Origin of the sequence: Acinetobacter sp. B51(2017) (assembly GCF_003711395.1) — a bacterium.
Lineage (GTDB): Bacteria > Pseudomonadota > Gammaproteobacteria > Pseudomonadales > Moraxellaceae > Acinetobacter.
On the sequence record NZ_PJRJ01000066.1, the window covers coordinates 1 to 4,411 of the forward strand.

At 37.7% G+C, this 4,411-nt stretch carries 6 protein-coding genes; all 6 read left to right on the forward strand.

Annotated elements, in window-relative coordinates:
• Nucleotides 1–250: type II toxin-antitoxin system RelE/ParE family toxin (locus CYK47_RS14995; protein ID WP_164709233.1), on the forward strand; the 250-nt coding region annotated here is incomplete at its 5' end.
• Nucleotides 251–483: 233 nt separating this feature from the next.
• Nucleotides 484–1,455, forward strand: coding sequence for a replication initiation protein (locus CYK47_RS15000; RefSeq protein ID WP_122902575.1), 972 nt, complete (start codon nucleotides 484–486; stop codon nucleotides 1,453–1,455).
• A 49-nt stretch (nucleotides 1,456–1,504) separates the two neighbouring features.
• Nucleotides 1,505–1,705 carry a hypothetical protein gene (locus tag CYK47_RS15005; RefSeq protein WP_122902576.1) on the forward strand — a complete coding sequence of 67 codons (201 nt, stop codon included), beginning with the start codon at nucleotides 1,505–1,507 and terminating at the stop codon, nucleotides 1,703–1,705.
• Nucleotides 1,706–2,061: 356 nt separating this feature from the next.
• On the forward strand, nucleotides 2,062–2,394 hold the full coding sequence (locus CYK47_RS15010; RefSeq protein ID WP_122902577.1) for a plasmid mobilization protein: 333 nt from the start codon (nucleotides 2,062–2,064) through the stop codon (nucleotides 2,392–2,394).
• A complete protein-coding gene (locus tag CYK47_RS15015) occupies nucleotides 2,384–3,859 on the forward strand; it encodes a relaxase/mobilization nuclease domain-containing protein (RefSeq protein ID WP_122902578.1) in 1,476 nt (491 codons plus the stop codon). Before CYK47_RS15010 ends, CYK47_RS15015 begins: the two co-directional genes overlap by 11 nt.
• Nucleotides 3,860–3,935: 76 nt before the next feature.
• A complete protein-coding gene (locus CYK47_RS15020) occupies nucleotides 3,936–4,250 on the forward strand; it encodes a type II toxin-antitoxin system Phd/YefM family antitoxin (RefSeq protein WP_114150341.1) in 315 nt (104 codons plus the stop codon).
• Nucleotides 4,251–4,411: the final 161 nt, after the last annotated feature.

A 4,411-nucleotide genomic window follows, 5' to 3' on the forward strand; every position in this document is an offset into this window, starting at 1 on the left:
AGATTTAATTGAAATTTTGGCGTATGGCATCGAAAAATGGGGCGAAAAACTAGCTGAAAGCATGTATCTAAAAATTACTGAACAGCTAGAAACACTCTATTTCTCACCAAATCGCACCAAAAAAAAAGGAAGTTTAGGAACAAGAGAAATGCTTATTTCTGACAGCCCATACCGTGCGATTATTCAAATTGATGAAGAAGCCAAGCGAGTTTTTATTCTAAGAATTTTGCATACTTCGAGAAATATATAACTGAATTTCAGTCCATTATTTTGACAAAAATTCAGTTAGAAAATTAAGAAAATCAATAACTTTTAAAACTATTAAAGTTGTGTTAAATTTTCTTTTAGGCGAAAAAAAAGCAGGTTTGGCGACCCGCTTTCTTTTCTTTGTTTAACAAATACTTAAAGCATCAGTAAACGCAAATTAGATACTTGTATATTTTACCGATGTTTTGAGCCATTGCAACACTTTGGACGTTGCTAATGCTTAATCATATTCAAATTTCAGAAAATTTTTATCAAAAATTGCCTAAAAAGCCCTATTGTTCGTTGGGAAAAGGTGAACGAACCCTCATACGTTCAAAAAAACATGCGGTACAGTATCCGCTAATCCAAGTGAACCCACCCCATTTAGTCAATTATCTAATTTTCGATATAGACGAAAGTGACGCATATTTGCATTTTTTCGATGCAGGACTACCAACACCGACATGGATAGCAAAAAATAGAAAAAATGGTCATTGCCATGTCTGTTATGAATTAGAAACAGCAGTCTGTAAAACAGCCAATGCTCGGCTAAAACCTTTACGCTATCTAGCTTCAATCGAATATACATACGCTAAAAAATTAGGGGCGGATTTACGCTATTCAGGGCTTTTGACAAAAAATCCAATGGACAGAGATTGGGAGGTTTCTTATCTCAATCCTAGACCTTTTGACCTTGCAGAACTTGCGGACTACATCGAGTTAGAAACTAAGCCAAAAAATGAAAAAATTGAAGTGTCTGGGCTTGGTCGTAATTGCATGATGTTCGATATAGTGCGTATATGGGCGTATAAAGCGGTTAGATCGACTTTAAGTGGTGGGTATGATGTTTGGTATGGTGAAGTGTTAGAAAGGGCTAAAATCGCAAATGGTGCGTTTTTACAGCCACTGCCATATAGCGAAGTCAGGGCGACAGCGAAAAGTATAGCAAAGTGGGTGTGGCGTAATCATGGTTGTGCTGAATTTCAGAAGCGATTTAGCGAAAAACAGGCAACAAGAGGGCGTAAAGGTGGTTTAGCTAGTGATTCCAGTCATGGCGGTAAAGCACGTTCGGCACAGTACAGCGACCAAAGACAACAGGCGTTACAGTTGCATATTCAGGGCGTAAAACAGAAGCAAATAGCCGAGCAATTAAACGTATCTGATAGGACTGTCCGGAATTGGCTTAAAAAGCGGAAAGTGCAAGCCTAATCAGATAACCGCCCGTCAGGGTGCTTCTTTTACGAGAGGAAATTTTAATATGGAATCAGAACAAGATCGTCAAGATAGGCAATTAAAGGACGTTTGGGATAAATTAAATCGTAGGGGTAAAACGCCTATGAATACAACAATCCAAGAATTAAACAGGGAATTGCAGCTTTGGCAGATAAATGAGAAACAGAAATTAAAACGAGAAAAAATGTCTAATGAAGAACAGTTGCTTGACCTATTTTTAAAGTGATACAGCAGTTTTTTAGTCATGACTAAATTGGTAATCGTGGTAAACAATTAAAGCAAATAATACAAAATATTTTAAAAAAACAGTCATAGCAATGAATGACTGTTTCATCATGTGGCAGACAGTAATCATTCAATCAAAAAACTTTGTATTTTGTCTATCATTTTTTAATGGGCAAGGACACACAAAGGGTACTCTATACAAAAACTAAAGTTTTCGATAGAGTTACCTTTTGTGCCTTGTAAGGGAAGTATCCCTTAACCCTCTTTCGACTTTATTTATTTCGGGAACATGGCCAACTTTCAGTTAGCCAGGTCCCTCATAAAAAAGTCGACCCAATCTACGAAACGGATTTAGTCATGACCAAAAAAGAAATCGTCAAAAGACAGAAAGAAATAAAAGTTCGTTTAACAGAAGCAGAACACCAAGCCTTACTTGAACGTATGACAGGTGGGGAGTTGGCAACATGGATAAGACAAATCTGTTTAGAAGAAAAACCAAATAAAAAACGGAATTATAAAGTTGCAGATCCTCAACTTTTAGCAGGGCTTGGGCGTATTGGAGGAAACCTTAATCAAATTGCTAGGCAAGTGAATACTGTTCAATCTGATATAGAAAAAATTAGAGCTTTTGCAGAGTTGGCAATGATTAGGGAACAACTACAAAAGGTTTTAGCTGACTATGATCGTTAAAATATTGGGAAATAAAGGCGGTGGTAGTGCAGGTGCAGCCATTGATTACATGCTAGGTAAAGAAAGAGATCGTGATGGAGCGATTTTACTTAGTGGCGACCCTGATTTAACAGCAAGATTGGCAGATAATTTAGATTTTCAAAACCGTTATACGGTGGGCGTTTTATCGTTTGAAGAAGCCAATATTGAAGAACAACAAAAACAAGAAATTATGCAGAGCTTTGAAGAAATGCTTCTTGCAGGTTTAGATCGAGATCAATACGACATTACTTGGATAGAACATACAGACAAAGGACGTTTAGAACTGAATTTCGTTATTCCAAATGTGGAATTGAGTACGGGGAAACGCTTACAGCCCTATTTTGATCAAGTAGACCGTCCATTGGTAGAAAATTGGAAACAAGTTACCAATTTTGATTATGAATTATCAGACCCCCATGCACCTGATAAAGCCCAAGCCATAAAGACTTTAAACAGTCAAAACCTGCCTGAAAATATTAAAGAAATAAAACAACAGATTGGTACAGCGATAGCCGAGCAAATCAGTAATGGAAATATCCAAAATCGGCAAGATGTTGTCAGTACGCTTGAAAATGCAGGTTTTGAAATCACAAGGCAAACAGAACGATCAATCAGTATCAAAAATCCTGACGGCAAGCGAAACATACGTTTAGAGGGCGTAATTTATGAAAATCGACAATTTGATAAGCAATTTGCAGAAGAACACAGCCGAGCAGGACAGGATTATCAAAGAACAAGCCGAGAACGCTACGAAACAGCACTTGGAAAGCTACACAGCCTTGTTGAAAGCAAGCAACGAAGAAACCAAGAACGCTTTGAGATCAAACCTACAGATCATCAAAGACCAACAACCGAGCATCAAAAACGCTTTGCGTTTGAATATTCTCACGGGAGCAGTTTTGGGCGGACTGACTATGCTATTTCTCGTAGTTCTAGGAATAAACCTATGGTTGGGTTATCAGATCAAGGACAAGAAGCAGGAATTAGCAGAGATCAATCTCGAATTAGACCAATCTCCACTCGAAAAGCGGATTTTGAGATCGGTGGAATTTCACGAGAGCAAGGACAAGAAGACTTATTTCATCGTAGCCAAGAACAGCAAAAAATCGGAAGTATTCGAGAATACCAGCGACCAAAAAGTAATGAAAATCGAGAAATAGGAAATCAACATGACCAACGACTTTATGAATCGCTACAACGTCATCTTGAACTCGTTAGAAACGCAATTGAACGAGCTAAACGAAATAAATCAAAGACAGACCGAGCAGATCGAAGCCTTGAGCAATCAGAATCAAGTATTGAGAGTGCAGAACGAGGAATTGAGCAGTCAAAATCGACAATTAAACAATCTGAACAGCAGATTACGAGAGCTGAACAGCGAATTGACGAAAAAATGAAAGTAAAACAGGCTGAAATCAAAGCAGATCGAGGTTTTTATCGTTGAAACAACCAAATAACTCTAGATTTGCTGATTAAAAAGTTTAAAATAGACAAAACGCCTACTTTTATGAGGTTTTAAAATGCAAGTTATTACAGCAAAAGATGCAAAATCACGCTTTGGTGAATTACTCGATACCATGCAACGAGAGCCAGTCTTAGTGACTAAAAATAAACGTCCTGTTGGTGTCTTCTTATCACTAAAAGATGTAAAAGGTACTCACTTAGAAAGCCTTTTCGATGTTCAGGATGATGATTATGAAGATTGGGAAAAGGAAAAAATTGCTGAAGCTCTAAGTGCGTTGAAATCTCACCCATCACAAACCACAGCGATGAAAACTGTACATGCTACAGCGATGCAAAAAGCACGAGAATTAGTGGCGAGCCGTAGCAGATGAGTTATGACGTTTCTTATTTGCCACAAGCAGAACAAGATTTAATTGAAATTTTGGCGTATGGCATCGAAAAATGGGGCGAAAAACTAGCTGAAAGCATGTATCTAAAAATTACTGAACAGCTAGAAACACTCTATTTCTCACCAAATCGCACCAAAAAAAAA

Excerpts from the sequence above, each read along its gene's own strand:
- CYK47_RS15000 (WP_122902575.1), top strand. The coding sequence starts at position 484 with ATGCTTAATCATATTCAAATTTCAGAAAATTTTTATCAAAAATTGCCT.
- CYK47_RS15015 (WP_122902578.1), top strand. The coding sequence starts at position 2,384 with ATGATCGTTAAAATATTGGGAAATAAAGGCGGTGGTAGTGCAGGTGCA.
- CYK47_RS15005 (WP_122902576.1), top strand. The coding sequence starts at position 1,505 with ATGGAATCAGAACAAGATCGTCAAGATAGGCAATTAAAGGACGTTTGG.
- CYK47_RS15010 (WP_122902577.1), top strand. The coding sequence starts at position 2,062 with ATGACCAAAAAAGAAATCGTCAAAAGACAGAAAGAAATAAAAGTTCGT.
- CYK47_RS15020 (WP_114150341.1), top strand. The coding sequence starts at position 3,936 with ATGCAAGTTATTACAGCAAAAGATGCAAAATCACGCTTTGGTGAATTA.